The organism is Glycomyces endophyticus (genome assembly GCF_039531525.1).
Lineage (GTDB): Bacteria > Actinomycetota > Actinomycetes > Mycobacteriales > Micromonosporaceae > Glycomyces > Glycomyces endophyticus.
Genome location: NZ_BAAAQF010000004.1, coordinates 389,993 through 414,496, shown reverse-complemented (window position 1 = coordinate 414,496; position 24,504 = coordinate 389,993). Strand labels below are relative to the sequence as shown.

Genomic DNA, 24,504 nt, shown 5'->3' with positions numbered 1-24,504 from the left:
TGCCCGCCCTGCGACCCGCGGCGGCGGAGTCCCTGAATTGCCGTGCGGCCCCGATTCGGCGGCTGCCGCACGGTTCACCCCGGGCCGCTTCGGCATCGCGGGACTCGGCGCGAGCGCCGCCGGCTCGCGGCCGCAGAACGCCTCCGACGCCACCGCCGGCTTCCCGTCCACGCCGCGAGCGCGCACGTCAGCCCGACGCCAGCCATTCCAGCCCCGGACCCTCCAGTTCGGACAGCGCCACCCGCCTGCCCGAGGTCGCCAGCAGCAGCGCCAGAGCGGAGCCGCGCACCTCGGGGCCCTCGCCGATCACGAGGTCCGCGTCCGTCGCCCGCAGGCTGAGGCCCGCGACGAGCGCTTTCGCGCCGCCCATCGAGGCGGACATGCCGGTGTGGGTGCGCAGGGCCCCGACGACCGCGGCCGGGTCGTAGGCGTGCTCGATCCCCAAGGGCCGCCGGATGTCCTCGCCGTGCACGACCTCCTCGACCAGGCGCGTGCCGAGCGGTCCGGGCGGAGCCGTCGTGCGGGGCCCGGCCGCGCGGAGCCGCGCGAGCGTCTCCCGCGGGCTCGCGCCGCGCTCGCGCTCGATGCCGCGGGCGTTCTGGCGGTCGAAGTCGAACCGGGCCCGGACCATGTCGATGAGGAAGCCCGGCCGCGTGGCCCGCGCCGAGTCCGCCAGGTGGGCGGCCACGTCGCGGACCGTCCACCCCGCGCACAGGGACGGCTCGTCCCACTGCGCGTCGTCGAGCAGCGCCAGGTCCTCGGCGAGCGCCGCGCGCTCGGCGTGGACCAGCGGCCAGACCTCGCTCCTCATCGCCCGCCCCTACTGCTCGAGGACGTCGCGCAGAGCCGCGGCGAACTCATCGGGCTTGCCGGTCTGGCCGTACTCGCCGCCGAGGAACGCGCCGTGGTCGCCGGGGAGCACCGCGGGCTCCAGGCCGAGCCGGTCGGCGACGGCCCGGCCGCCGCGCGCGGCGAACGTGTCGCCCGAGTCGGCGCCGACCGCGACCACGATGCGGGTCGGGGCGGCGCGCAGCGCCTTGAAGTCGTGCTCGTACGCGCCGCACGTGACCATGTTCTGGCCAAGCAGCGCGTCGTCGCGGGCGCCGTCGTCGTCGGCGGGGAGCCCGAACGCGGCCGGGTCGGGCGCGGGCCGCTCCAGGTACTCGGGGGTCAGCGGCCCGTCGTGGGACACGAGGCCGAGGAACTTCGCCATGGCCGGGCCGAAGCCGGCGGCCAGGTACGTGTCGCGGATGTCCTTGGTGACCGCCAAGGCCACCTCGCGCTCGGGCAGGGCGCTCGCGGCGGGCGGCTCGTGCGCGACGAGGGTCCGCACCAGGTCGGGCCGGTTCGCGACCAGCACCAGGGCGTTCACCGCGCCACCGCTGCTCGCGAACACGTCCACCGGCCCGCCGACGGCCTCGATCACGCGCCGCAGGTCGTCGGCGTGCTCCTCGGGCGTCGACTCGGCGGCCCCGTCGGTGCGCCGGCTCCGCTCGGACCCGCGCGGGTCGTAGGTGACCACGCGCCGGTCGGGAAAGTGCGAGGCGAGCGTGGTGAAGCCCGCGGCGGCCATCGGCGAGCCGATGACCAGCAGGGTCGGCCCGTCGCCATCACGGACGTCGTAGTGCAGCTCGGCTCCGGGCGCGTCCAGTGTGAACGTCTTCGGCTCGGTCATGGCGTCTCCTCGATTCCAGTGGGTTCCTGGGGATAGGACGAGACTGGACGACTGGAATCATCGCCGTGCGGGAATCCCCGATCCGGGACGGGCTGACGGGGGGCGGCCCGCCCGGGCAGAATCGAACCGAGCCGAGGAGGGCGAACGATGAACGTCAACGTGGACCGCTCGAGCGTCGCGATGGGCGACGACGTGTACCCGCACGCCGAGACCGTGGACCTGCCGGAGTCGAGCACGATCGCGGAGGCCGTCGCCTACCTGCGGCAGCGCAAGTTCCTCGCGCAGATCGCCGGCGGCCGCGCCACCTGGGTCCTGGAGGTGAACGGCCGGCCCACCGCCGTCGTCGCGCAGCAGTGGGCCGAGCCGAAGTTCATCACCGAACCCGGCGAGCGGCTCGGCTCCCTGGGCACCGAGGTCGCGCTCATGTTCAAGTACCGGGCGCAGATCGACCCCGACGACCTCTACGACACCCTGTCGCAGTAGCCGCCGGGGCCGCGTACGATGGTGCTTGCGGGCCACCGTTTTGACCCGGCTCCGGTCGGCGAGCGGTGGCCCGTTTCGCATGCGCGGCAACCGCAGTCGCAGCCGCACCCCGGACGCCGTCACGAACGCGCTCGCGGCCGCCGCCCGTCTCCCGCCCTCAACCGGCGAGCACCACCAGCCGCCCGGTCGCGCGGGTCATCGCCACGTACCGGTCCACCGCCCCCTCGATGCCGTCCCCGAACGCGTCGGGATCGACCACGACCACCAGGTCGAACTCCAGTCCCTTCGACAGCTCGGGCGTGAGCGAGCGGACCCGCGGGCGCGCCGCGAAGCCCTCGCCGCCGATGACGCAGGCCGTGCCCTCCGGGTGCTCCTCCAGCCACTCCTCAAGCAGCCCTTCCAGATCGGCCAGCGTGCCGCGCCCGACCGGAACGCCGCCGCGGCGCACCGAGGTCGGCACGTTGGCGTCGGGCAGCGCGGCCCTGATGACCCGCTCGGCCTCGACCATGACCTCCTCGGGCGTGCGGTAGTTGATGCTCAGCGAGGCGGTCTCGATGCGGCCCATGCCGACCCGCTCCAGCCGCTCCGTCCACGACTCGGTGAAGCCGTGCCGCGCCTGGGCCCGGTCCCCGACGATCGTGAAGGACCGCGAGGGGCAGCGCTGGAGCAGCATCTGCCACTCGGCGTCCGTCAGCTCCTGCGCCTCGTCGACCACGATGTGCGCGAACGGGCCCGCGAGCAGGTCCGGGTCGGCGGTCTCGAGGTCCTCGTAGTGGACCAGGGCGTCCTGGAGGTCGGCGCCGTGGAGCATGACCATGCCCTCCACGTCGCCGTCGTCGGCTTCGAGGAGGTCGCCCACGACCTTGTCGATCACCTCCCGCTCGGCGGCGATCTCGGCCTCCCGGCGGCGGGCCCGGCGCGAGGACTCGGGGTCGCCGAGGCGCCGGCGGGCCGCGTCGAGCAGCGGGAGGTCGGACGCGGTCCACGCGAACGGGTCCTCGCGCTGGAGCCGCGTGACCTCGTCGTCGCCGAGGTGCGGGGCGCACCACTTGAGGAACTCCGGGGAGGCCCAGAACGCCGCGACGAGGTCGGCCGGCTCGATGAGCGGCCACGCCTTGTCGAAGGCCGCCACCAGCTCCCGGTTGCGGGCGAGGTCGCGGCGCAGCGGCCCCTCGGCGGCGTCCGCGTCCTCGGGGAGCTTCGCGAGCACGATCGCCGCGAGCTCCCGCCACACCAGGTCGCGCGCCTCGTTGTGCGCGGTCCCGGCCTCGGCCGCGCCGAACGCCTCGGCCCAGTCCGCCGCGCCGAGGTACACGTCGCCCCACGGGGTCCCGACCTCCATGCCCCGCTTCGGCGGCAGCTCGTAGCGGCGCGCGGCGGGCTCGACCGCCCGCACCAGCGCCGCCGACGCCTTGAGCCGCGCCGTCTCGGGGTCGTCCTCGGCGGGCGCGTCGGCGCCGCCGGGCACGAGGTCGCGCAGCGTGCAGGTCTGCACCCCCTCCTCGCCGAGGCTCGGCAGCACGTCGGAGACGTACGCCAGGTACGGGTCGCTGGGGCCGACCACGAGCACGTCGCCGCGGTGGTGGCCCAGGCGCGGATCGGAGTACAGCAGGTAGGCCGCGCGGTGCAGCGCCACCACGGTCTTCCCGGTGCCGGGCCCGCCGTCCACCACGAGCGCGCCGGCCGACCCCGCCCGGATGATCGCGTCCTGGTCGGACTGGATGGTGCCCAGCACGTCCCGCATCCGCTCGGACCGCTCGGTGCCGAGGCTCGCGATGAACGCGGACTGGTCGTCGAGCGCCGCGGCGTGGCCGGTGAAGGCGTCCGCGGTGAACGCCTCGTCCCAGTAGTCGGTGATCCGCCCGTCCGTCCACCGGAACCTGCGGCGGCTCTCCAGGCCCATCGGGTCGGCGTGCGTCGCACCGAAGAACGGCTCGGCGGCGGGGGAGCGCCAGTCGACCAGCAGCCGCCGGCCCTGGCCGTCGATGAGCCCGATCCGGCCGATGTAGACGGTGCCGCCATCGCGGTCGACCGCCTGGCCCAGGCACAGGTCGAGCCCGTACCGGCGCAGGGTCGCGATGCGGGCGGTGATCCGGTGGATCTCGCGGTCGCGGTCGGCCGCGTGCTGGCCCGTGCCGCCCGGTGCGCGGCGCGCGGCCGCGAGCTGGTCGGACAGGTCCGCGATCGAGGTCTCCAGGCTCGCGGCGATGGCCGCGAAGTGCCGCTCGTCAGCGGCGATGAGCGCCGGGTCCGCCTTGGCGGCCAGGCGTTCGGGCAGGTCGAAGGCGCTCTCGTGCGGTGCGTTCATACATCGGTCCCTTCGATCAGCATCTGCGCGGTCCTCGCCGCGCCGTCGGTCGTGATCCGCGCGCCGACCTCGGCGGCCCGCGCGGCCGTCTCGGGCGCGAGCGCCGTCGCCACGGCCCGCGCCATCGCTTCCGCGTCGGGCACGGCCCGGTCGAGGCCCGCGCCGATCCCGAGCGCGGCGACCCGGCCGGCCCAGTACGGCTGGTCGGCGATCTGCGGGACCACGATCTGCGGCGTACCGGCGAGCGCGGCCTTGTGAGTGGTGCCGGCGCCCCCGTGGTGCACGACGGCGGCCATGCGGGAGAACAGCTTCCGGTGGTTGCTCTCGCCGACGGCGAAGGCGTCGCCGCCGGTCGCGGCGAGACCGGCCCAGCCGCGCGAGACGACGACGCGGCGGCCGCGGGCGCGCACCGCCTCGATCGCCGTCGCGGCGGCGTCCTTCCCCGCCTGCCAGGGCATCGACCCGAAGCCGACGTACACGGGCGGGTCGCCCGCGTCGAGGAACGCCTCCAGGTCCGCCGGGAGCGGCCGCTCGTCCGGCACGAACCACGCGCCGGTCTGCACCGCCGCGTACCCCGGGGCCGGGGGCCACGGCCCCAGGACCGGGTCGGCGGCGAGCCAGGGCCGGTCGGTGAGGATGTAGCCGCGCACGTCGCGGACGGGCGCGAGGCCGAGTCCGGCGCGGCGGGCGTTCAGGGCCGGGCCGTACAGGGCCCGCAGGTTCTCGTCGTCGATCTCCCACAGCACCCGGTTGTCGGTCTCGCCCTCGGGGAACGGCTTCCCGGGGCGCCCGTGCGGCCGGATCAGCGGCGAGGGCAGCGCGCCGGGGACGTACGCCGCGAAGTGGTAGCGCACGCCGAGCCGCTCGGCGGCGAGCGCGGCCCCGGCCGGGGGCAGGCCCGTCGCCACGATCGCGTCGCAGCCGGCGCCCGCGCGCAGCACCGACTCGTACTGGGCGTCGACGAGTCCGGCCGCGATCTTCGGCGCGTCCGAGGGCTTGGGCGGGCCGTCCCCGTCGAGCTTGGGCCGCACCGGCTCCCCGAGGGGCGCCAGTTCGACGCCGAGGCCGTCGAGTCGGCGCTTGAACTCCTCGTCGGGCGGCGCGCACACCACCGCCTCGGCGCCCCGCGCCGCCAGTTCCGCGGCGAGTCCCGCGATCGGCTCGACGTCGCCGCGCGACCCGAAGGTCGTCATGAGCACTCGCATGTCCAGCTCCCGTCTCCGTGCGTTTCATGCTTGGAGGAGCCATTGTGCAGCAGGTCAGAGCGGGTGTGAGCACCCCGATGCACCCTTTGCCGGAACCGGTGCGATATAAACTGAAGTGGGAAGGAGCGATGGGCCCCTTCCCGTTCGCGTATTCAGGTCAGACCGTGACTTTCCGGCGGCCACCCTCTGAAAAGCACTCCGGAACATGTTCAGCGGCGCTCCACTTCGGGTACAGGACAGGCAGGCCGGGATCGCAGCCGCCAGTGCGGCGACGGGAGGAGCACCGGCCCTCCGCCCGCCGCTGGGAGGCCGACATGGCTACCTTCCAAGCCCTCTTCTACCTCATCGCGATCATCCTGCTCGTCATCGCGGCCCTGCCGCTCGGCGCGCGCCGGACCCGCGGCGTCGGACTCGGCCTGCTGGCCGCCGCCTTCGCCCTGACCGCGTTCGCCGCCCCGACGATCGACGCCGCCTTCTAGCGCCGACCCGGCCCCTGGAACCGTCCGCCCCGGCCGCCCGCCGGGGCGGACGCGTGCGTCAGACCGGTGTCAGCACCGTGTCAGCGCCCCCGCCCACAGTTCAGGGCATGACGAACCACAGCTCCTCCGCGAACTCCTCCGCCGCCACCGCCTGGTCCGGCATGGTCCCGGTCGACGACACCGCCCTCTACGTCACCGACACCGGCGGCGACGGCGTGCCGATCATCTACTGCAACGGCCAGTTCGCCACCCTCGGCTACTGGAAGCACACGGTCGCCGAGCTCGGCGACGGGTTCCGCCACATCAACTTCGACGAGCGGGCCCGCGGCAAGAAGTCGCAGACCTCCGCCGACTACTCGTTCGAGACCTGCGTGAAGGACGTCGACGCCGTCCTCGCCGCCCGCGGCGTCACCGGCCCGGTCGTCATCGCCGGCTGGTCCTACGGCGCCTTCGTGGCCGCCCACTGGGCCCACCGCAACCCCGAGCGGACCGTCGGCGCGGTCCTCGTCGAGGGCGCCGAGCCGCACGACTGGCTCACCGACGCCATGGAGGCGCGCATCCGCAAGCTCTTCAAGCGGCTGCGGCCCGTCACCGCGATCCTGCGGCCCACCGGCCTCACCCCGAACTTCAGCGCCGTCCAGCAGGCCGAGTGCAACATCGAGCTCGGGAGGATCTCCCTGGAGAAGAACCTCGGCCCCGTCATCGACGGCCTCGCCGTCCCCACCCGCTACGTCCTCGCCTCGGGCGCCTCGTTCGGCAGCAAGGGCGACGAGCAGGAGGTAATCCGCGCCGCCCTCGACAAGTACGTCGCCCGCAACGAGCACGTCGAGGTCTTCGCGAAGGTCGCCAGCAACCACGACCTGATCCTCAAGAAGGACTTCAAGGCGATCGCCGACGCCGCCCGCGACGTGGTCGCCGCCGCGGCCCGCTGACCGCTCACCGGCCGGGTGCGTCGCCGCGCACCCGGCCGGTCTCATACGCCCACATCGCGGCCTCGACCCGGTTTCGCAGCCCGAGTTTGGCGAGCACGCCGGCGATGTGGGTCTTCACCGTGCCCAGCGACAGGAACAGCCGCTCGCCGATCTCGCCGTTCGTCAAGCCGACCGCGAGGAGCGCCAGCACGTCCTCCTCGCGGCCGGTCAGCGGCGACGACGGCTCCCGCGCCTTGCGGACCGGCCGCGAGAACTCCTCCAGCAGCCGCGCGGTGACCTGCGGCGAGATGAGCGCGTCGCCGTTCGCGGCGGCCCGCACCGCCTCCCCGATGAGCTGCGGCCCGGACTCCTTGAGCAGGAACCCCTTCGCGCCGGCCCGGAGCGCGCCGTGCACGTACTCGTCGCGGTCGAACGTGGTGATGACGACGACCGCGACCGGTGCCGCCACGGCCGGGCCCGCGAGCATCGCCGTCGCCTCGATCCCGTCCAGGCCCGGCATCCGGATGTCCAGCAGCGCGACGTCGGGCCGCACCCGGCGCGCGAGCCGCACCGCCTCCAGCCCGTCGGCGGCCTCCCCGACGACCTCGACGTCGGGCAGCGAGGCCAGCAGCAGCCGCAGGCCCGTGCGCACCGGCTCCTGGTCGTCGGCCACGATCACCCGGATCATGGGTTCCCTCCCAACGGGATCACTGCCCGCAGCGTCCAGCCGCCGGCCGGATCGGGTCCGGCCGCCACGCTCCCGCCCAGCAGCGCCGCGCGCTCGGCCATGCCCTGGAGGCCGTGGCCCTCGCCCGAGTCCGGGCGCGCGGGCCCGCCGTCGTCGCGCACGACGACGCCCGCCTCCATTTCGTCCACAGTGACCTCCACCTTGATGGCGGTGGCGCCGCGCGCGTGCCGCCGCGCGTTCGTGACGCCCTCCTGCGCGATCCGGAACAGCGTCGTGGCGACGATGCTCGGCAGCTCCTGCGCCGCGTCCACCGCCACCGCGACCGGCGGCGGCCCCGGCTCGGCGAGCCGCGCCAGCTCCTCCAGACCCGGCGTCGGCTTGTAGTCGGCCGGTGCGCGCAGCGTGCGCACCAGCGCGCGCATGTCGGCGAGCACCGCCTGCGCCTCGGTCTCGATGACCCGCAGCGACTCCGCGACCTGCGCCGCGTCGGCCGGGTCCGCCCCGGCGACCTGCGCGCGGATCACGATGGCCGAGACGTGGTGCGCCACGGTGTCGTGCAGGTCCCTCGCGAGGGCCTCGCGCTCCCGCGCCCGCACCGCGTCGATCCGCCGCTCCCGCGCCTCGACCCGCTCGCGCCGCAGCGCCCCGAGCAGGCATGCGCCGCCCATGAACGCGACCCCGGCGGCGGTGTCGGCGATCGGGTCGGAGCCGAGGAAGCTCGACGCGAGCAGCCCGGCCGCCACGACCGCCGCGCCGACGATGCGGTCGCGCCCTGAGCCCCAACGGAACAGCGCGTACGGCACGGTCAGGAACGCGACCGTCGCCACGAGCGCGTTCGGCTCGATCCCGCCGATCACGTGCGCGAGCGCGAACCCGGTCGTCGCGCAGTTCACGGCCACGACCACCGCGAGCGGCCGCGTCCGCCGCCACAGCAGCACCGGCAGGACCGCCACCGTCACCAGGAAGGCGGCCGAGGGCCATACGAGGTCGGGCCGCACCAGGGCCTCGCCGACCGCGACCGCGGCGAAGGCGGCGACGAGCACGCCGTCGCGGGGCCGCGGACCGTCGGCGCCGGCCGCGCGCGGGCGCGACCACGCGGCGCCGATCCGGTGCCCGAGAGCGCTCATGCCGTTCACGCCCCGATCGTCGCAGGCCGCCGCGCGGCCGCGCGCCGCCGGGCGATCACCCACTCCGCGAACAGCGCGTTGATGATCCAGCCCGCGTCCATCTGGATGAGCCGGAACATCTCGTCCGGGGCCCCGAACAGGAGCAGCGCCGGCCCCGAGGTGAGCACCTGCGTGCCCGCGCCCATCGCGAGCGCGTACGCCCGGATCATCCACGAGCCGTGCGCGAAGTAGTCGCGGCGGGCGACTGCGGCGACCCCGAGGCCGATGAACGCCAGCATGAGGCCGCCCACGACGTACCGCGAGACCGCGACCGGGCCGTCGTCGGTGGCCGGCACGTCGTACACCGCGGTCATCCACAGGCCGGTGGCGCCGACGACGATCCCGGCCGGGACCAGCAGATACCGTCCGGCGAACCGGTGCCACCCGTTTCGTCTGCGCCGCAGGCCCGGCAGGAACTGGAACGCGCCCACGATCGAGTAGACGAGGGCGCCGACGATGTGCAGCACGACCGGCAGCGGCATCTGCACGAACCTTGCGTTCGCGGGCGTCTCGGCCGCGCCCGAGGCGATCTCGCCGACGCGGAACGCCCCGGCGATCGAGGGCACGAGCGCCAGGAGGATGAGGCCGGCCGCGATCATCCATTCGCGACTTCGGCGGGGGTGGGGAGTGTCCATACCGCAATCCTGGGCGCGGGCCCCGCGCCCGCGCTTCAGCCACATGGCCGGTTCCGGCGCGGACACGCCGCGGACCACGCTTGTTAGGTGTACCTAAGTTCATGTAGGCTCAGCTAACTTCAACGGCCCTGACGGAAGGAGTCGCCATGCGTCCATCGGCGGCCGAAACGGCGCGCACGCTGGCACGCGGCCGGCTGACCGGCCTCGTGCGCTTCGACGACGGGGTCGCCGTCACCGGCGTCCGCCACGCCACCGACCGCCTCGGGCGACCGCTCCTGCTGGCCCCGGCAGGGGAGGAGCTGGCGACCCGCCTCCGCGGACTCGACGCCCCGCGCGTCTCGCTCAGCGTCGACGACGTGCCGCCGCGCCCCGGCGCCCCCAGCCTCGGCCGGGTCCGCGTCGTCGGCGAGCTGCGCCCCGTGCCCGAAGACGAGGTGCGCGACGCCGTCCTCGAATACGCCCGCTCCAACCCCGACCCCGGCCTCTTCGACGTCGGCGACGGCGTCGCGATCCACCGGCTCTCGCCGTCCCGCGTGACGCTCGGCCGCGGCGGCGCGGTCGACCTCGTCGACCTCGACGCCTACGCCGCCGCCGAACCCGACCCGCTCCAGGAATGCGAGGAGGACCTCCTCGCCGACCTCGCCGACCACCACTCGCCCCAGCTGGAGGGCTACCTGTGCCGCCTCCTCGGCGAGGCGACCGCCTTCGCCGACGGCCCGCCGCAGGTCATGCGGCTGGACCGGTACGGCTTCGTCGTGGACCTCGGCGAACGCTCCGGCGAACTCGGCCGCGGCCGCTGGGTGCGCCTCGAGTTCGCGCGGGCGGTCACCGGCCAGCACGACCTCGCACACCTCATGCACCCGATCCTGTGCGCCCACCACCACTGCGGCGAGGACGACTAGGGCGGGGCCCGGCTTCAGAGGCCCCTGGTCGCATTCCCAGGTCACGGCCTTCAGGACGTGGTTCCCGAACTCGTCCTCTCCCGCGAGCACCCGGCCGACAATAAGCTCCCCGTCTCGACCCCGTTGCGTTGCAGCAGGTCACACAACAACCGTATGAACCGCCCGATACGCCCTTGCATCGCCGGTGCATGATGCACGCGACCGACGCGCACCGACCAAGGGAGCCGACATGGGCGCCGACGACCGGCGACGGCCGCACCCCGCCGTCACCGCCGTCCTCCTCACGGTGGTCGGCGCGATCCTCCTCGCGTTCCCCCTCGCCCTCCACGCCAACGTCACGGCCCTCGTCGACGGCTACCGCGCCGCACACGGCCAGGCCGGCGTCCCCGGCACCGCCCTCGTCGAGACCGCCTACAACGGCCGCGGCGAACGCGTCTGCACCGGCACCTTCACCCCCGACGACGGCGGCCCCGCCGTCGAGACCCGCATCGAAGTCGTCGGCGCCTGCGAAACCGGCCAGCAGGTCGAGGCCCGCCTCATGCCGGGCCGCCCCTCCCCGTTCATCGGCTACGACGACCCCCGCGCCTGGGAGACCGGCTCACGAGACTGGGCCATGTACGTCCCCCTCGTCATCCTCTTCGCCCTCCTCAGCCTCCCCCTCGTTCTCCTCATCGCCATGATCGCGACCCGCCTGACCAAGCGCCTCCTCCACGGCCCCGACGCGCCCAAGCGCTGACTCGACCTCCACCCCAGGTCAACCCCCGATTTCCCACCCCACCCCCACCCCACCGCCCACGCCACCGGGCAGCACCACGGGGCAGAGGTGCTGTACCCTTGCTGAGGCCGCGTTGCGGTCGGAACGGGACGTGGCGCAGCTTGGTAGCGCACTCGCTTTGGGAGCGAGGGGTCGCAGGTTCAAATCCTGTCGTCCCGACAGTGTATTAATAGTCATAAATATGATTTATGTGTGGGCAGTCGGTGACCGGCTGCCCAAACTTGCTGTTCAGGGTCTGGTATTCGGGTCTTCGCGCCTGGTGTCGTGCAGTAGCCGACTACTTGATAGGTGGTACGGCTGGAGTCATCGGGGTTGTGCGGGATGGGGTGCGAGGAGGATGCGCCGCCGCACGGGGTCGACCTCAATGATTGTCACGGACAGGATCGCACCAACTTCGAAGGCGACATCCGGCACCAGGCCCTCGAAGCCGTCGGGGCGGTCTTCCACGCGGACGAACACGCCGATCGGCACGGCCTTGGTGACCGGGCCCGTGATGACCTCGCCCACTCGCCGCACGAGCGCCGCCATTGGATCTTCCTGCAGGGCCTTCAATGAGAGCGAGACGCGCTGGCGTTGCTGGTCGACGTCGAGGATCAGGGCGGTGAGCTGTTGTCCAACGGAAACGATGTCGGAGGGGTGTCGCAGTGGCCGCCAGGAGAGCTCAGAGATGTTGATCATCGCAATGAAGCCGCCGATGTCGACGAAGGTGACGCCGAAACTCGCGATCTCGACCACGGTCCCGGTGCACACCTGCCCGCGGCGCAGGCGCTGCAATAGAGGTGCAGGGGTGTCCATCACCGGAAGTGTACCGACTCTGCCCGCCCCGAATCACCTGCTGAAGCATGGAGCGAACGGTTGCGAAGTCATGAGGAGAGCATTCGGATTGTCGGAGCGCAAGATTGTTGCCTACACCGTCTGCTCGGCTACCGACTCTCCCGTCAAGCCGAGCACGTTCGTCGCGCGCGGGCGCAGGTGGTTGGAGAACCTCAGTCCTGCCAGTAGAAAGGCAGGGTGCCGACGTTGAGCGGTGCGCGTTCACCGAAGTGGTAGACGCAGAGACCAGTCACGGTGATCGAACCGAGATCTCGATCAATCCAGCGGAAGCCCGCTGCCTCGAGCACTCCCCGCGCGGCAACGTCGTCGTCTTCGCCGGTGACGAATCGACCAAGCGTGCTGACCCAAATGCTGCCGTCCCGATACTCGATCACATGATAGGTGCCGCCGCCTTGACCGGCTTCCTCACCGCACGAGACCGGCCACTTCGGTTCAAGGTTCGCCGACACGAGTGCGGTTGTCACTCCTCGGAGTTGGTCGTCCTCGTCCGGCGGAGGCACCGGCCGGGCGCAGATCGCTTCGAGGCGCCAACGCGGGTCGGTCCGTGCTTGGCTGCGAGATGCGTACTCGCCGACGATTGCGCCGCGGATCTCGTCGTCGAGGCCGGTGACGTCAACACGAGGCCGTCCCAAGGAGTCGTCGATCGCCCGAACCTCGGCGACGCTGCAACCGAGACGATACAGCGTGCACGCGGCCCAGATCTTGGCATCGACTGTCGGTGCTCGATCAACATAGGCCCGAACCCTTTCTGCATCGTCGGCGAGGGAATGGGCGAGATGTGCAACGCCGACATCGGGATCCGCGAACGCTTCGGTCACGTCGCCTCCAGCGCGGTGGCGCACGCGCACGCGAAACGCACGGTCTTCGGGCCGTTCACCGAGATCAGCGAGGATCACCTCGACTCCGTATCGAGCCACCAGCGCGTTCAGTCCAGCCTCGGCGACCGCTCGGTGTCGCGGCCACGGACTATGTGCAAGCGTCGCCAGTTCGGACGCGGCGGTGCGATCACCGAGTACACCGCGGCCTTTCAAGATCGCCTCATGCATCCCGAACGACCTTTCGGCCTTTCCCTCGTGTCGAAGCCACGGCAGCAGCTCTTCTCGGTCTCCCAGGAGGTCGAGGAGAGCGATACGCACCTCGCTCACGTCACCACGATCGCGCAGGCGTTCCATCAACGCCGGTACGAACGCTGAGGGAATGCGTCCTGCGAGCGCGAGCACGCAAGGCTTGCGACGCCACCACGGGTGTGCCGTGTCGATCACGTATCGGGCAAGCTCGTCAACGTCGACCTCGAGCAGGCCAACCGCGTCGGCCTGACGGGCGGCCGGGATCAGTGCATCGATGGCTTCCACACTCGCACATCCTAGGTCGTGTTCGCGAACTTAGGAATTCTTCTGTTGAATCTGTTGCGCTGCAACGGATTACGATGATCAGTGGGTCGGCCCGTGCTCATCGAGCTGCAGTAAGCTGCAACCGGTCTCCTTCTCAGTGCCCGGCTGCTCCTCATTTCGGGCCCTGGCCCAATGCTGGTTCATGGCCGCGCGGTGGGTGTCAAGGGGCGCTCAGAATGAGCACTCCACGACGCGACTCGCCTCACCGGCGGGTATTCGATATGGGAAGAGAAATGGCGATGGATTTCTTCTTCGAGCAGGGAATGAACTACTACACCTCTCCTCCTCTTGACGTGGGAATGGTCGAATCGGCAGAACGTCAGCTGGGAGTGAAGTTGCCGCGGGCGTACCTGGAGATACTTCGTGTTCAAAACGGCGGTGTGCCGTTCAGGAGATGCTGCTACACCGATTTCCCGACATCGTGGAGCGAAGATCACTTTGCGATCGCTGCAGTTCGAGGAATCGGTGGATCATGGGGGATTGATGCGCAAGTCGGAGGGAGTCGGTATCTCATCAAGGAGTGGGGTCTCCCGGACATAGGGGTGGTCGCCTTTCGTACTCCCTCGGGCGGTCATGACGCGGTGATGCTCGACTATTCATCGGCGGTTCAGCCGGATTCGCCGAGAATCGTATACCTGGACGACGACAGAGTGGTCCACCCCATTGCGGACAGCTTCGAAGCGTTCATAGACCGGCTTGTACGGTGCGAGGATTGCCTCGATGTCGCCCGTTTAGCGTGGCTGGCCATCCGGCTGTCAACAAGGTGACCTTCGGCGGACAAAGAGGGGGAGTGGCATGGCGCCGACGTGGGTGGACGAGCTCGGGGATCCGTCAGGGACTCGAAGCCTTGCGGCCTCGCTGGCGGCGATCGCCAGCGGTTGGTGCCTGGAGATGCCGGCCGCGGCGGGCTGTTCGGCGGTAGAGCTTGAAGCCGCCGAATCGCGCCTCGGAACGCGGCTGCCGGCCCCTCTGGCCGAAGTGCTCCTCTCCTGGGGGCGTGTCGATGCGTTGATTCGGAGCCAGGATCGGTTCAGGAGCGTTGAGGAACTCGAAGGAACGATGCCGGCCTATATCTGCATGCCGCCGCGAGCAGCATGAAGGTGCTAGAGGCGTACTGCGCGGAGACGGCGCTGGATTGGCAGCGTTTGGAGCACTGAGCGCGGGGCGCGTAGGAAGCGGAGTTGACTCCACGGGAGCCGCGGGAGGCGGCCGCGATGCTGCGTATCATGCCCGGCGTGGGTCGCGGTTCTGAGTGGATCGGGGCCGGATTCATTCTCTACGCAGATGGAGTGGCCCTGTGGACATCGCACGTTCGATTCCGTTGTTTCTGCTGGCCGCGCTCGCTGAGATCGGCGGGGCCTGGCTGGTGTGGCAGGGGGTGCGCGAGCACCGGGGCGTGCTGTGGATCGCCGCGGGGATCATGGCTCTGGGCGCGTACGGGTTCGTCGCCACGTTTCAGCCCGACGCGAACTTCGGGCGGGTTCTGGCCGCGTACGGCGGGATCTTCGTGGCCGGTTCGCTGGCGTGGGGGATGGTCGTCGACGGCTTCCGCCCCGACCGGTGGGACGTGATCGGCGCGGCGGTGTGCCTGGTCGGCGTCGCGGTCATCATGTACGCGCCCGCGGGTGACACGACCGCTCGCCGCGGCACTTCCCTGTTCGCGGTCGGTGCGGCTCCCGCGGGCGCATAATCAATCCACACCGGACTGATATCGGCCGGTCGCGGGAGGAGCCTGGGATGTCGAAGCCGCGTTCCCTGGGAGGCCCGGCGGTGGCGCTCGTCGCCGCGGCGGGCCTGGTGGTCACCGCGCTGGGGGTGCATGCGGCGGCGTGGATCGTGGCGCCGACGGCGCTGGCGGGCGTTCTGGTGCTCGTGGTCGATCCGCTGCGCCGCACCCTGATCGCGCGGGGCTGGCCCGGCTGGACCGGCGCGCTTGCGGTCTACCTGACGCTGGCCGCGCTTCTGGCGGCCTTCGGCTTGACCGTCGCCGTGTCGATGGTCGAGCTGGCCGAACTCGCGCCCCAGTACGCCGAGGAAGCGTCCGAGCTGGGACAGCGGGCCGCCGCGGCCTTCGAACGGCTGGGCCTGGGCAGCACGGAGGCCGCCGCCCTCGGCGCCCGCATCGACCCGGTCGCCGTCGTCCGCAGCCTCGCGTCGGCGCTCGGGTCCGCCGTCAGCGTCGCAGGCGGCCTGGTGCTCCTCGTCTCGCTACTGCTCTTCATGACTGTGGACGCGGCACGCGTCGGCCCCCGCCTCGCGGCGATCGGCGAGACCCGACCGGAACTCGCGGACGCCTTGCGCGCCTTCGCCTCCGGCACGCGCCGCTACCTCCTGGTGGCGACCGTCTTCGGCCTCGCCGTCGCCGTGCTCGACGGTGTCGCGCTCTGGCTGCTCGGCGTGCCGCTGCCCCTGCTGTGGGCGCTGCTGGCGTTCGTCACCAACTACATCCCCAACATCGGCTTCGTGATCGGCCTCGCCCCTCCCGCGCTGCTCGCGCTCCTCGACGGCGGCGTCGGCACCATGCTGTGGGTGGTGGCGGTCTACTGCGCGGTCAACTTCGTGCTCCAGTCGATCGTCCAGCCCAAGATCGTCGGCGACGCCGTGGACCTGTCCGTCACCGCGTCGTTCGCCGCCGTCCTCGTGTGGACCTGGCTCATCGGCGGCCTCGGCGCGGTGCTCGCCATCCCGCTGACGCTGCTGGTCAAGGCCCTCCTCGTCGACGCGCCCAAGAACCGGCCGTGGACAGCCGTCCTCGCCGCGAACGGCTCCCTGCCCGAGCGGTGAGCGCCGCCCCGGCGACACGCGGCCGCGATCCTGCGCTGATCCGGGGCGCGCGCCCGCTCGCGCCGCTACCCTCGGCACCAGCGGTACGAGGAGGGGCGGCGGAATGGGCGACGACTGGAAGCTGCCGTCCTGGATGGACCTGGTGCTGACGATCGTGATGGCGCTGGCGGCCGTCGGCACCGCCTGGGCGGGGTTCCAGAGTGCGAAGTGGAGCGGCTTCCAGGCGATCGCGTTCGCCGAGGCCGGGGCCGCCCGGACCGAGTCGGCGAAGGCCGCCACCGACGCCGGGCAGGACCGGCTCAAGGACCTCGTCGCGTACACCTCCTGGATCGGGGCCCTCCAGGAGGAGATCATCGCCGGGACCTCGCCGCGGCCCGAAGGCGACTACGTGCCGGACTCCGACGAGGTCTCCGGGTTCCTGTACGAGCGGTTCCGGCCCGAGTTCAAGCCGGCCGTGGACGGCTGGGTCGCCACGCATCCGCTCGTGAACGCCGCCGCGCCCGCCACGCCGTTCGACATGCCCGAGTACACGCTCGAATCCGAGGCGCTCGCGGACGAACTCGTCGCGAAGGCCGAGGCGGCCACCGCCGAGGCGCACGCGAACAACCAGCGCTCCGACAACTACGTGTTCATGGCCGTGGTCCTGGCGCTCGCCCTGTTCTTCGCGGGCGTCGCGGGCCGGATGCGCACCCGCCGGTCGCAGTGGATCCTCTCGGGCGCCGCGGTGGCCACCTTCCTCGGCGCCGCGGTCGTGATCCTCGCGCTGCCCAAGACGTTCTGACCGCTGTCCGCGAATCCCGGCCGCCCGGCCTGGGGCGCGCCGGAGGTCCGGCGCGGTGGCCTTTCAGCGGTCGGCGAGCCGGTCGCGGATCGAGCGGTCGCCGGCGTTCAGGAGCGACCAGACGACGAGCACGTCGAGGGCGATCACCAGCACCGACCACCAGGGCTCGAACGGGATCCACAGGAAGCTGGAGACCAGTGAGCAGCACGCGAGGGCGATGCCCAGGACGCGCCACACGACGGCCCCGGTGAACAGCCCGACGCCGACGACGACGGCGAACGCGCCGACGATCAGGTGCACCCAGCCCCAGGCGGCCACGCTGAACGCGAACGGGTAGTCGGCGGGGGCGGTGAAGTAGCCGCCGCGCACGACCGCGGCGAAGCCGGTGAGGACCTGCCACACTCCGGCGACGACGAGCAGCAGTGCCGCCAGGACCGTGCCGGCCGTGGCGGACGGACGCGATGCCATGCCTCCTCCTTCCCACGGGGACGCTGCCTCGATCTTGCCCGCCGCGGCGCCGTGCCGCACCCGTCTCGCCCGAATTCGAGTCGCCGCCCGGGGCGGAGGCGCAGCGGCCCGGGTCGTGACGTCGAACTCGGCGACGGCAGGGGTCGTCGGGTAGGGTGGGCCGCGGTGTGCCGGGAAGGCTGGTCGGCGAGTCCTGTCAGCGACCCGAACGGAGCCCGTCCCCGTGCCCACCGCCTCCAAGGAGCCCTGGAAGTCCTCCATCTGGCGAGCCCGCCCGTCGTTCCTCTACTCGCGCAGACCGCTGGCCCGATACGTCGGGCGCCCGGCCGCGGAGTTCCTCACGATCGAGCCGGCCGCCGGCGTGGTCCTCGTGGTCTGCGCGGTCGTGGCGCTGGCCTGGGCCAACTCGCCCTTCGCGCCCGCCTACGACGCGCTCTGGGGTCTCGACGTCACGATCCACGCGGGTGACTTCGAGCTCCACCACACGCTCCGGGAGTGGATCAACGACGGCCTGATGGCCGTGTTCTTCTTCGTGGTCGGCATGGAGATCAAGTCCGAGATCGTCGCCGGGGAGCTCTCCAGTCCGCGGAACGCGGTCGCGCCCGTGGCCGGAGCGATCGGCGGCATGGCCGTCCCCGCGCTCGTCTACGCCGTCCTCAACGCCGGAGGCGAGGGCGCCCACGGCTGGGGCGTCCCCATGGCGACCGACATCGCGTTCGCCGTCGGCGTGCTCGCCCTGTTCGGCTCCCGCATCCCTTCGGCCGCGAAGATATTCCTGCTGACCCTCGCCATCGTCGACGACCTCGGCGCGATCGCCGTCATCGCGGTGTTCTACACCGACGACCTGTCCCTGCCCTGGCTCACCGCCGCCGGGGCGCTGCTGGCCCTCGCCGTGCTGCTGCGGGTCCTCGACGTCTGGTCCGGCCCGGTGTACCTGGTGGTGGGTGTCGCCCTGTGGCTCGCGGTCCTCGAATCGGGCATCCACGCGACCGTCGCGGGCGTCGCCATGGGCCTCATCGTGGCCGCCAAACCGCTCCTCGACCCCCGCCTCGCCCACGAGCAGGCGCAGGAGCTGGCGAAGGACGGCCTGACCCTCCACGAGACCGAGCGACTCGTCAAGCTCACCCGCGACGCCCAGCCGCCCGCGCAGCGGCTCCAGCACGCCCACCACCCGTTCGCCTCGTTCGTGGTGCTGCCGCTGTTCGCCCTCGCGAACGCCGGGGTCGCACTCTCGGGCGACCTGCTGGCGACCGCGGCGGCCTCGACCGTGACGCTCGGGATCGTCCTAGGGCTGGTCGCGGGCAAGACCGTCGGCATCACCGCGGCCGTGTGGATCGCGGTCAGGACGGGAGCCGGACGGCTGCCGACCGGTGCCGCCTGGCCGCTCATGGCGGGCATCGCCGCGGTGGCCGGGATCGGGTTCACCGTGGCGCTGTTCATCACCGAGCTCGCCTTCGAAGGGACCGGGCCGCTCGCCGACGAGGCCAAGATCGGCGTGCTCGCCGGGTCGCTCCTCGCCGCCCTCGCGGGCGCCGGACTGATCGCCCTCAGCCTGCGCAGGCGCGGCAGCACCGCTCCGACGCCGGACGCCGAGGCCCGCCTTCTCGCGACCGAGGCGGGGTGAGGTGAACCGGGCCGCCGAGCGCCGCTGCGGCACAATGCTGTCGTGCTGCATGTTCGAGTCATCACCCCGGCCGACCTCTCCGACGCGGTCGTGCGCATCGCCGTCGAGGACGAGGGGGTCGCCAACGTCATCCGGCTGCCCGGCGTCGCCTACTCGCCCGCAGGCGACTGCGTCGAGTTCGACGTCGCCCGGGAGGGCGCCAACACGGTCCTGAGCCGGCTGCAGGCGCTGGGGCTCAAGGAGACCGGCAGCATCAGCATCGAGGAGGTCGACCTGTCGATCTCCGACGCCGCCGCCGAGGCGGTCGAGGCCGCGCCCGGGGACCCCGAGGACGCCGTCGTGTGGGAGGAGCTCGCCGCGCGCACCGCCGCCGAGACCCGCCTGACCTGGTCGTACCTGGTGTTCCTCGTGCTCGCGGTGCAGATCGCCTCGATCGGGGCGCTGCTGGACCAGCCGATCCTCATCGTCGGCGCGATGGTCCTGGGCCCGGACTTCGGGCCGGTCGCCGCCCTGTGCTTCGGGGTGCTCCAGCGGGATCTGCGCCTGGTCGGCGCCGCGGTCCGCACCCTGCTCGTCGGCTTCGCGGTCGCGATCGCGGTGACCCTGGTGTTCGCATACGGCAGCTACCTGATCGGCTGGATCGAGCCGTCCATGCTGGACGACAGGCCGCTGACGAGCTTCATCATCCACCCCGACCGCTGGTCGTTCGTGGTCGCCGTCCTCGCCGGCGTGGCCGGGATCCTCTCCATGACCGCGAGGAAGTCCTCGACCCTGGTCGGCGTCTTCATCTCGGTGACCACGGTGCCCGCGATCGGCAACCTCGCCGTCGCGATCCCGCTGCGGCATTGGGAGGAGGTCGGCGCCTCCGCGATCCAGCTCGGGGCCAACCTCGCGGGCCTGCTGCTCGCCGGGATCGCCACCCTCGCCGTACAGCGCTTCCTGTGGGCCCATCCCGACACGCCGCTCCAGCGCCTGGCCCGCGCGCTCCCCGGCAGCGTCTCGGGCGGCCGGGCCTGACGGATCGGCCGCCGCGCTCGCGCGCGGCCGGACCGAACAGGCCCGATAGCGGACGCTCCGACCCCGAGGACGGGCCCCGGCGCGGCGTCCCGCCATGCGCTGCGCCCGCCCCGGAGTGCCGTGCTGTACCCGGCACCCCTCGCCCATCGCTATGCATCTGCCCAGTTCAAGGGCCCGTCGTCCGGATCGCGAGGCCGAACCGCCTTGGATCGGAGCGCGCTGTCAAGGCCTCATCAAGGTTCACATCCGGGTCGTATCGATGACGTCAAGCGGTCTGTGCAACCGGCCAGGAACGGCGTTCACTCGGTCCCAGGCGACCTAACCCCAGTCGTCGGCGCGGCGGAGTCCGCGCCTCCCCAGTCCATTGAGAAGAAGGATGCAATGCCCGATCTTGCCTATCTGGCGCTGACGGTGGTCTGCTTCATCGTCCTGGGCCTGCTCGTGAAGGCGGTGGAGAAGCTGTGAGCGCCGTCAACGCCATCGGCCTCGTCCTCGCCGTCCTCATCGGGGTCTACCTGGTGATCGCACTGCTGAAACCGGAGCGCTTCTGATGAGCTCCACGACCGCAGGCGTGCTCTTCATCGCCGCGATGCTCGTCGCGCTCGCCGCGACCTACAAGCCGCTGGGCGACTACCTCTACCGGGTCGTCACCCGCGAGCGCCACTACAAGGTCGAGCGCGGGATCTACCGCGTCATCGGCGCCCGCCCGGACACCGAGCAGAACTGGGCCGGATACGCGCGCAGCGTCCTCGCCTTCTCCGCCGTGAGCATCGTGCTGCTCTTCCTGTTCCAGCGAGCCCAGGGCGCGCTGCCGCTGGACAACGGCTTCGCCGGGGTGGACCCGTACGTCTCGTGGAACACCGCCGTCAGCTTCGTGACCAACACGAACTGGCAGGCGTACTCCGGCGAGTCGACCATGGGCATCCTCGTCCAGGCCGCCGGCCTGGCGGTGCAGAACTTCGTGTCGGCCGCGGTCGGCATCGCCGTCGCGGTGGTGCTCGTGCGCGGCTTCGCCCGCAGGGCCACCGACAAGCTCGGCAACTTCTGGGTCGACCTCACCCGCATCACGCTGTGGGTCCTCCTGCCGCTGAGCTTCGTCGCCGCGATCGTCCTCGTCGCAGGCGGCGCGGTCCAGAACCTCACCGACTTCACCAGTGCCATCACCACCGGCGGCGACACCCAGACCGTCACCGGCGGGCTCGTCGCCACCCAGGAGGCCATCAAGAACCTCGGGACCAACGGCGGCGGCTACTACAACGCCAACGCCGCCCACCCGTTCGAGAACCCGACCGCCTGGACGAACTTCGTCATCATCTACCTGCTGCTGGTGATCCCGTTCTGCATGCCGCGCACCTTCGGGCGCCTGGTCGGCCAGAACCGGCAGGGCTACGCGATCGCCGCGGTCATGGGCGTCATCGCCCTGGTCTCGACGACCCTCGTCGTCGGCTTCGAGTCGATGGCGAACGGGACGGTCCCGCAGGCGGTGACCGCGGCCCTCGAAGGCAAGGAGGTCCGCTTCGGCGTGGCCGACTCCGGCCTGTTCGCCGCGGCGACCACGCTCACCTCGACGGGGTCGGTGAACTCGTTCCACGACTCGTTCACGTCCTTCGGCGGCGGCGTCCTGATCCTCAACATGATGCTCGGCGAGGTCGCGCCCGGCGGCGTCGGCGCAGGACTCTACGGCATGCTCGTGCTCGCGGTCATCACCGTGTTCATCGCCGGCCTCATGGTCGGGCGCACCCCCGAGTACCTGGGCAAGAGGATCGGCGCGCGGGAGATCAAGCTCGCGAGCATGTACTTCCTGGTGACCCCCGCACTGCTGCTCATCGGGGTGGCGACCTCGTTCGCGTTCCCGGTCAACCTGGACTCCATGCAGGACTCCGGTCCGCACGGGCTCTCCGAGCTGCTGTACGCCTTCGCCTCGGCCTCGAACAACAACGGGTCCGCGTTCGGCGGCTTCGGCGCGAACACGCCGTGGTTCAACACCGCGCTCGGCCTGTGCATGCTGTTCGGCCGGTTCATCCCGATCATCCTGGTGCTCGCCCTGGCCGGATCGCTCGCGAAGCAGAGGCCGGTGCCGGCCACCGCGGGCACCTTCCCCACCCACCAACCGCTGTTCGTCGGCATGGTCGTCGGCGTGACCGTCATCCTCGTCGCGCTGACCTTCCTGCCCGTCCTCGCCCTCGGCCCGCTGGCCGACGGGCTCCAATAGGAGTTCCCCGCGATGTCCTCTATGGCAACTGTGGCTCCACGCGGCAAGGAGACGCGGCCCCGCAACGGGCTGCTCGACCCCAAGCAGTGGATCACGTCCGCACCCGCTGCGTTCCGCAAGCTCGACCCGCGCGTCATGTGGCGCAACCCGGTCATGTTCATCGTCGAGATCGGCGCGGTCTTCACCACCGTCCTCGCCGCCCTCGAACCGTCGCCGTTCGCATGGACGATCACCGTGTGGCTGTGGCTGACGGTGCTGTTCGCGAACGCGGCCGAGGCGATCGCCGAAGGCCGCGGCAAAGCCCAGGCCGACAGCCTGCGCAAGGCCAAGACCGACACGGTCGCGAGGAAGCTCGCGAAGCAGGACCCGGCCATCGCCTCCCCGAAGGTCGAGACCGTCGAGATCCCCGCACCGGAACTGGTGCGCGGCGACCTCGTGCTGGTCGAGGCCGGTCAGACGATCCCCGGCGACGGCGACGTCGTCACCGGGATCGCGAGCGTGGACGAGTCGGCGATCACCGGCGAGTCCGCGCCCGTGATCCGCGAGTCCGGCGGCGACCGCTCGGCGGTCATGGGCGGCACCAGGGTCCTGTCCGACTGGATCGTCGTCAGGATCACCGCCGAACCCGGCAAGTCCTTCCTGGACCGCATGATCGCCCTCGTCGAGGGCTCGGAGCGGCGCAAGACGCCGAACGAGATCGCCCTGAACATCCTGCTCGCGGCGATGACGATCATCTTCATCCTCGCCGTCGTCACCATGCAGCCGGTCGCGATCTTCTCCAAGGACTACATGGCCGCCGCGCCCGACACCGCCGTCCTCGACGGGAACGGCGTCACCGGCATCGTCATGGTGTCCCTGCTCGTGTGCCTCATCCCGACCACCATCGGGGCGCTCCTGTCGGCGATCGGCATCGCCGGCATGGACCGGCTGGTGCAGCGCAACGTGCTCGCCATGTCGGGCCGGGCCGTGGAGGCCGCCGGCGACGTCGACACGCTCCTGCTCGACAAGACCGGCACGATCACGTACGGCAACCGCCGCGCGTCATCGTTCCTGGCCGTCCCGGGCGTCGCCGCCGCGCACCTCGCGAACGCCGCGCAGCTCTCCAGCCTCGCCGACGAGACCCCCGAGGGCCGCTCGATCGTCGTCTACGCCAAGGAGGCGTACGGCCTGCGCGAACGGGACACCGGCGAGCTCACCGGCGCCGAGTGGATCGAGTTCACCGCCCAGACCCGCATGTCCGGCGTCGACACCACCGAGCACGGCTCCGTCCACCGCATCCGCAAGGGCGCCGCGGTGCAGGTCATCGAGTGGGTGAAGACCGCCGGCGGCGAACCCGACCAGCGTGTGCACGACCTGGTCGACCAGGTGTCCCGCGAGGGCGGTACACCGCTGGTCGTCGCCGAGCACCAGGACGGCGAGACCGCCCGCGTCCTCGGGGTGATCTACCTCAAGGACGTCGTCAAGGAGGGCATGGCCGAACGCTTTAGTCGCCTGCGCGCCATGGGCATCCGCACCGTCATGGTCACCGGCGACAACCCGCGCACCGCCAAGGCCATCGCGGCCGAGGCCGGCGTCGACGACTTCCTCGCCGAGGCCAAGCCCGAGGACAAGATGGCGCTCATCAAGCGCGAGCAGGACGCCGGGCGCATGGTCGCCATGACCGGCGACGGCACCAACGACGCGCCCGCGCTCGCCGCCGCCGACGTCGGCGTCGCGATGAACACCGGCACGTCCGCGGCCAAGGAGGCCGGGAACATGGTCGACCTCGACTCGGACCCGACCAAGCTCATCGAGATCGTCGCCATCGGCAAGCAGCTGCTCATGACCCGCGGCGCCCTGACGACCTTCTCGATCGCCAACGACATCGCCAAGTACTTCGCGATCATCCCGGCGATCTTCGCCGTGATCTACCCCGGACTGGACGCGCTCAACGTCATGCGCCTCGCCAGCCCGGAGTCGGCGATCATCTCGGCGGTGGTGTTCAACGCGCTCGTCATCATCGCCCTGGTCCCGTTGGCGCTCAGGGGCGTCGCCTACAAGCCCGGGCCGGCTTCGGCGCTGCTGCGCCGCAACCTCCTGCTCTACGGCGTAGGCGGGATCATCACGCCGTTCATCGGCATCAAGCTCATCGACCTCGTCGTCGCTCTCATCCCAGGGATCGCATAG

Annotated in this window: 25 protein-coding genes and 1 tRNA gene; 16 read left to right on the top strand and 10 right to left on the bottom strand. The window is 71.6% G+C overall.

Going from position 1 to position 24,504, the window contains the following annotated elements:
- Positions 1-187: 187 nt before the first annotated feature.
- Together ABD419_RS05055 and ABD419_RS05050 are read right to left on the bottom strand one after the other, a co-directional pair.
- Positions 188-811, bottom strand: coding sequence for a maleylpyruvate isomerase family mycothiol-dependent enzyme (locus ABD419_RS05055; protein ID WP_344482598.1), 624 nt, complete (start codon positions 809-811; stop codon positions 188-190).
- Between the two features lie 9 nt (positions 812-820).
- Complete coding sequence (locus ABD419_RS05050; protein ID WP_344482595.1) at positions 821-1,675, bottom strand: alpha/beta fold hydrolase; 855 nt, start codon at positions 1,673-1,675, stop codon at positions 821-823.
- A gap of 147 nt (positions 1,676-1,822) precedes the next feature.
- On the opposite strand from ABD419_RS05050, the gene ABD419_RS05045 reads away from it, so the two are divergent.
- A complete protein-coding gene (locus ABD419_RS05045) occupies positions 1,823-2,158 on the top strand; it encodes a hypothetical protein (RefSeq protein WP_344482592.1) in 336 nt (111 codons plus the stop codon).
- Positions 2,159-2,315: 157 nt separating this feature from the next.
- On the opposite strand, the gene helR is transcribed toward ABD419_RS05045, so the two are convergent.
- Both helR and ABD419_RS05035 read right to left on the bottom strand, forming a co-directional pair.
- Positions 2,316-4,466: an RNA polymerase recycling motor ATPase HelR gene (gene helR / locus ABD419_RS05040; RefSeq protein WP_344482589.1), complete on the bottom strand. Its 2,151-nt coding sequence runs from the start codon at positions 4,464-4,466 to the stop codon at positions 2,316-2,318.
- On the bottom strand, positions 4,463-5,671 hold the full coding sequence (locus tag ABD419_RS05035) for a glycosyltransferase (protein WP_344482587.1): 1,209 nt from the start codon (positions 5,669-5,671) through the stop codon (positions 4,463-4,465). The genes helR and ABD419_RS05035 overlap by 4 nt, the downstream gene beginning before the upstream one ends.
- A gap of 314 nt (positions 5,672-5,985) precedes the next feature.
- Here ABD419_RS05035 and ABD419_RS05030 point away from each other — a divergent pair, with 314 nt between their 5' ends.
- Together ABD419_RS05030 and ABD419_RS05025 are read left to right on the top strand one after the other, a co-directional pair.
- A complete protein-coding gene (locus ABD419_RS05030) occupies positions 5,986-6,150 on the top strand; it encodes a hypothetical protein (protein ID WP_344482584.1) in 165 nt (54 codons plus the stop codon).
- Between the two features lie 107 nt (positions 6,151-6,257).
- Positions 6,258-7,082, top strand: a complete 825-nt coding sequence (locus ABD419_RS05025) for an alpha/beta hydrolase (RefSeq protein WP_344482581.1) — start codon at positions 6,258-6,260, stop codon at positions 7,080-7,082.
- Between the two features lie 4 nt (positions 7,083-7,086).
- Here ABD419_RS05025 and ABD419_RS05020 read toward each other — a convergent pair whose 3' ends face one another.
- From ABD419_RS05020 to ABD419_RS05010, 3 genes are read right to left on the bottom strand one after another with little or no spacing between them, the layout of a single operon-like run.
- Positions 7,087-7,749, bottom strand: a complete 663-nt coding sequence (locus ABD419_RS05020) for a response regulator (RefSeq protein ID WP_344482578.1) — start codon at positions 7,747-7,749, stop codon at positions 7,087-7,089.
- Positions 7,746-8,876 (bottom strand): sensor histidine kinase, encoded by a 1,131-nt coding sequence (locus tag ABD419_RS05015; RefSeq protein ID WP_344483440.1) that lies wholly within the window; start codon positions 8,874-8,876, stop codon positions 7,746-7,748. The genes ABD419_RS05020 and ABD419_RS05015 overlap by 4 nt, the downstream gene beginning before the upstream one ends.
- A 5-nt stretch (positions 8,877-8,881) precedes the next feature.
- Complete coding sequence (locus tag ABD419_RS05010) at positions 8,882-9,550, bottom strand: DUF2306 domain-containing protein (protein ID WP_344482575.1); 669 nt, start codon at positions 9,548-9,550, stop codon at positions 8,882-8,884.
- A 146-nt stretch (positions 9,551-9,696) separates the two neighbouring features.
- On the opposite strand from ABD419_RS05010, the gene ABD419_RS05005 reads away from it, so the two are divergent.
- From ABD419_RS05005 to ABD419_RS04995, 3 genes are all read left to right on the top strand, one after another.
- Positions 9,697-10,452: a DUF2470 domain-containing protein gene (locus ABD419_RS05005; RefSeq protein WP_344482572.1), complete on the top strand. Its 756-nt coding sequence runs from the start codon at positions 9,697-9,699 to the stop codon at positions 10,450-10,452.
- A 229-nt stretch (positions 10,453-10,681) separates the two neighbouring features.
- Positions 10,682-11,188 carry a hypothetical protein gene (locus tag ABD419_RS05000; RefSeq protein WP_344482569.1) on the top strand — a complete coding sequence of 169 codons (507 nt, stop codon included), beginning with the start codon at positions 10,682-10,684 and terminating at the stop codon, positions 11,186-11,188.
- Positions 11,189-11,312: 124 nt separating this feature from the next.
- Positions 11,313-11,386: transfer RNA gene (locus tag ABD419_RS04995), tRNA-Pro, on the top strand.
- A 144-nt stretch (positions 11,387-11,530) separates the two neighbouring features.
- Here the strand turns inward: ABD419_RS04995 and ABD419_RS04990 are convergent.
- Together ABD419_RS04990 and ABD419_RS04985 are read right to left on the bottom strand one after the other, a co-directional pair.
- Positions 11,531-12,022 carry a S1 RNA-binding domain-containing protein gene (locus tag ABD419_RS04990; protein WP_344482567.1) on the bottom strand — a complete coding sequence of 164 codons (492 nt, stop codon included), beginning with the start codon at positions 12,020-12,022 and terminating at the stop codon, positions 11,531-11,533.
- Positions 12,023-12,213: 191 nt separating this feature from the next.
- Positions 12,214-13,413 carry a hypothetical protein gene (locus tag ABD419_RS04985; protein WP_344482564.1) on the bottom strand — a complete coding sequence of 400 codons (1,200 nt, stop codon included), beginning with the start codon at positions 13,411-13,413 and terminating at the stop codon, positions 12,214-12,216.
- A gap of 215 nt (positions 13,414-13,628) precedes the next feature.
- Between ABD419_RS04985 and ABD419_RS04980 the strand changes: the two genes are divergently transcribed.
- From ABD419_RS04980 to ABD419_RS04960, 5 genes are all read left to right on the top strand, one after another.
- Entirely contained in the window at positions 13,629-14,219 is a 591-nt protein-coding gene (locus ABD419_RS04980) for an SMI1/KNR4 family protein (RefSeq protein WP_344482561.1), read from the top strand.
- A 28-nt stretch (positions 14,220-14,247) separates the two neighbouring features.
- Positions 14,248-14,550, top strand: a complete 303-nt coding sequence (locus tag ABD419_RS04975; RefSeq protein WP_344482558.1) for a hypothetical protein — start codon at positions 14,248-14,250, stop codon at positions 14,548-14,550.
- Positions 14,551-14,749: 199 nt separating this feature from the next.
- Positions 14,750-15,142: a YnfA family protein gene (locus tag ABD419_RS04970; RefSeq protein WP_344482555.1), complete on the top strand. Its 393-nt coding sequence runs from the start codon at positions 14,750-14,752 to the stop codon at positions 15,140-15,142.
- A gap of 47 nt (positions 15,143-15,189) precedes the next feature.
- Positions 15,190-16,236 carry an AI-2E family transporter gene (locus ABD419_RS04965; protein WP_344482552.1) on the top strand — a complete coding sequence of 349 codons (1,047 nt, stop codon included), beginning with the start codon at positions 15,190-15,192 and terminating at the stop codon, positions 16,234-16,236.
- Between the two features lie 103 nt (positions 16,237-16,339).
- Positions 16,340-17,017 carry a hypothetical protein gene (locus ABD419_RS04960; RefSeq protein ID WP_344482548.1) on the top strand — a complete coding sequence of 226 codons (678 nt, stop codon included), beginning with the start codon at positions 16,340-16,342 and terminating at the stop codon, positions 17,015-17,017.
- A 63-nt stretch (positions 17,018-17,080) separates the two neighbouring features.
- Here ABD419_RS04960 and ABD419_RS04955 read toward each other — a convergent pair whose 3' ends face one another.
- Complete coding sequence (locus tag ABD419_RS04955; RefSeq protein WP_344482545.1) at positions 17,081-17,485, bottom strand: DUF7144 family membrane protein; 405 nt, start codon at positions 17,483-17,485, stop codon at positions 17,081-17,083.
- Between the two features lie 223 nt (positions 17,486-17,708).
- Here ABD419_RS04955 and nhaA point away from each other — a divergent pair, with 223 nt between their 5' ends.
- The 5 genes from nhaA (at position 17,709) to kdpB (ending at position 24,504) form a co-directional block, all read left to right on the top strand.
- Positions 17,709-19,109, top strand: a complete 1,401-nt coding sequence (gene nhaA, locus ABD419_RS04950) for a Na+/H+ antiporter NhaA (protein ID WP_344482542.1) — start codon at positions 17,709-17,711, stop codon at positions 19,107-19,109.
- A gap of 42 nt (positions 19,110-19,151) precedes the next feature.
- On the top strand, positions 19,152-20,126 hold the full coding sequence (locus ABD419_RS04945) for a DUF389 domain-containing protein (RefSeq protein ID WP_344482539.1): 975 nt from the start codon (positions 19,152-19,154) through the stop codon (positions 20,124-20,126).
- 461 nt (positions 20,127-20,587) lie between these two features.
- On the top strand, positions 20,588-20,677 hold the full coding sequence (kdpF, locus tag ABD419_RS04940) for a K(+)-transporting ATPase subunit F (protein ID WP_112136207.1): 90 nt from the start codon (positions 20,588-20,590) through the stop codon (positions 20,675-20,677).
- The gene (gene kdpA, locus ABD419_RS04935; RefSeq protein ID WP_344482532.1) at positions 20,677-22,338 is read left to right on the top strand and encodes a potassium-transporting ATPase subunit KdpA; all 1,662 of its coding nucleotides are present in this window, start codon (positions 20,677-20,679) and stop codon (positions 22,336-22,338) included. The genes kdpF and kdpA overlap by 1 nt, the downstream gene beginning before the upstream one ends.
- Positions 22,339-22,350: 12 nt before the next feature.
- Positions 22,351-24,504: a potassium-transporting ATPase subunit KdpB gene (kdpB, locus tag ABD419_RS04930; RefSeq protein WP_344482529.1), complete on the top strand. Its 2,154-nt coding sequence runs from the start codon at positions 22,351-22,353 to the stop codon at positions 24,502-24,504.

Bases quoted from the DNA above. Each gene is read 5' to 3' on its own strand.
- ABD419_RS05020 (WP_344482578.1), bottom strand. From the start codon at position 7,749: ATGATCCGGGTGATCGTGGCCGACGACCAGGAGCCGGTGCGCACGGGC.
- ABD419_RS04990 (WP_344482567.1), bottom strand. From the start codon at position 12,022: ATGGACACCCCTGCACCTCTATTGCAGCGCCTGCGCCGCGGGCAGGTG.
- ABD419_RS04975 (WP_344482558.1), top strand. From the start codon at position 14,248: ATGGCGCCGACGTGGGTGGACGAGCTCGGGGATCCGTCAGGGACTCGA.
- ABD419_RS05025 (WP_344482581.1), top strand. From the start codon at position 6,258: ATGACGAACCACAGCTCCTCCGCGAACTCCTCCGCCGCCACCGCCTGG.
- ABD419_RS05000 (WP_344482569.1), top strand. From the start codon at position 10,682: ATGGGCGCCGACGACCGGCGACGGCCGCACCCCGCCGTCACCGCCGTC.
- ABD419_RS04955 (WP_344482545.1), bottom strand. From the start codon at position 17,485: ATGGCATCGCGTCCGTCCGCCACGGCCGGCACGGTCCTGGCGGCACTG.
- kdpB (WP_344482529.1), top strand. From the start codon at position 22,351: ATGTCCTCTATGGCAACTGTGGCTCCACGCGGCAAGGAGACGCGGCCC.
- helR (WP_344482589.1), bottom strand. From the start codon at position 4,466: ATGAACGCACCGCACGAGAGCGCCTTCGACCTGCCCGAACGCCTGGCC.
- ABD419_RS05055 (WP_344482598.1), bottom strand. From the start codon at position 811: ATGAGGAGCGAGGTCTGGCCGCTGGTCCACGCCGAGCGCGCGGCGCTC.
- ABD419_RS04965 (WP_344482552.1), top strand. From the start codon at position 15,190: ATGTCGAAGCCGCGTTCCCTGGGAGGCCCGGCGGTGGCGCTCGTCGCC.
- kdpA (WP_344482532.1), top strand. From the start codon at position 20,677: ATGAGCTCCACGACCGCAGGCGTGCTCTTCATCGCCGCGATGCTCGTC.
- ABD419_RS05030 (WP_344482584.1), top strand. From the start codon at position 5,986: ATGGCTACCTTCCAAGCCCTCTTCTACCTCATCGCGATCATCCTGCTC.
- ABD419_RS05010 (WP_344482575.1), bottom strand. From the start codon at position 9,550: ATGGACACTCCCCACCCCCGCCGAAGTCGCGAATGGATGATCGCGGCC.
- ABD419_RS04980 (WP_344482561.1), top strand. From the start codon at position 13,629: ATGAGCACTCCACGACGCGACTCGCCTCACCGGCGGGTATTCGATATG.
- ABD419_RS05035 (WP_344482587.1), bottom strand. From the start codon at position 5,671: ATGCGAGTGCTCATGACGACCTTCGGGTCGCGCGGCGACGTCGAGCCG.
- ABD419_RS05045 (WP_344482592.1), top strand. From the start codon at position 1,823: ATGAACGTCAACGTGGACCGCTCGAGCGTCGCGATGGGCGACGACGTG.
- ABD419_RS05050 (WP_344482595.1), bottom strand. From the start codon at position 1,675: ATGACCGAGCCGAAGACGTTCACACTGGACGCGCCCGGAGCCGAGCTG.
- ABD419_RS04960 (WP_344482548.1), top strand. From the start codon at position 16,340: ATGGGCGACGACTGGAAGCTGCCGTCCTGGATGGACCTGGTGCTGACG.
- ABD419_RS05005 (WP_344482572.1), top strand. From the start codon at position 9,697: ATGCGTCCATCGGCGGCCGAAACGGCGCGCACGCTGGCACGCGGCCGG.
- ABD419_RS05015 (WP_344483440.1), bottom strand. From the start codon at position 8,876: ATGAGCGCTCTCGGGCACCGGATCGGCGCCGCGTGGTCGCGCCCGCGC.